Origin of the sequence: Neisseria dentiae (genome assembly GCF_024580525.1) — a bacterium.
Taxonomy (GTDB): domain Bacteria; phylum Pseudomonadota; class Gammaproteobacteria; order Burkholderiales; family Neisseriaceae; genus Neisseria; species Neisseria dentiae_A.
This window is the reverse complement of record NZ_JANIKQ010000065.1, coordinates 1-563: the sequence shown is the minus strand read 5'-3', so window position 1 is coordinate 563 and position 563 is coordinate 1. Positions and strand designations below refer to the sequence as shown.

The window sequence follows — 563 nt, the reverse complement described above, 5'->3', positions numbered from 1 at the left end:
GGCTAAAGTTGAGCGGGAAATCGAAGAGAAACTCAAAAAACAGGCAAAGCGTTACAACAAATCCTATCCCGGCGAAATGGTTCATTTCGATACCAAACGGCTGCCTTTGCTACAAAACCAAAAAGCAACCGACCCTCGGGATTATCTGTTTGTTGCCATTGATGATTTTTCCCGCGAGCTGTATGCTGCAATATTGCCGGACCGTACAGCAGCCAGCGCAGCCAAATTTCTTTTGCGCGATGTGATAGATTGTTGTCCCTATACCATCGAATGCGCCTATTCCGACAACGGTGTCGAATATCGTGGCAATGCGGAGCACCCGTTTGGCATTGCCTGTGTGCAAAACAACATAAGCCAAAAATTCACCCGTGTTGCCCGGCCGCAAACCAATGGTAAAGCCGAGCGGGTTATCCGTACCTTAATGGAAATGTGGCATGACAAGCATCCGTTTAAGGATTCGGCACACCGGCAAAAAGAGTTATGTCGTTTTGTTAACTTTTATAACACCGTCAAGCCCCACAAGAGCCTGAAAGGCGACACCCCTTTTGAGGTTTTACAGGCTT

The 563-nt window shown here is 47.6% G+C and carries 1 protein-coding gene; it reads left to right on the top strand.

Annotation, left to right across the window (positions count from 1 at the left end):
• Positions 1 to 563, top strand: a 563-nt coding sequence (locus tag NQ012_RS12880) for an integrase core domain-containing protein (protein WP_257067971.1), incomplete at both ends; no start/stop codon positions are given.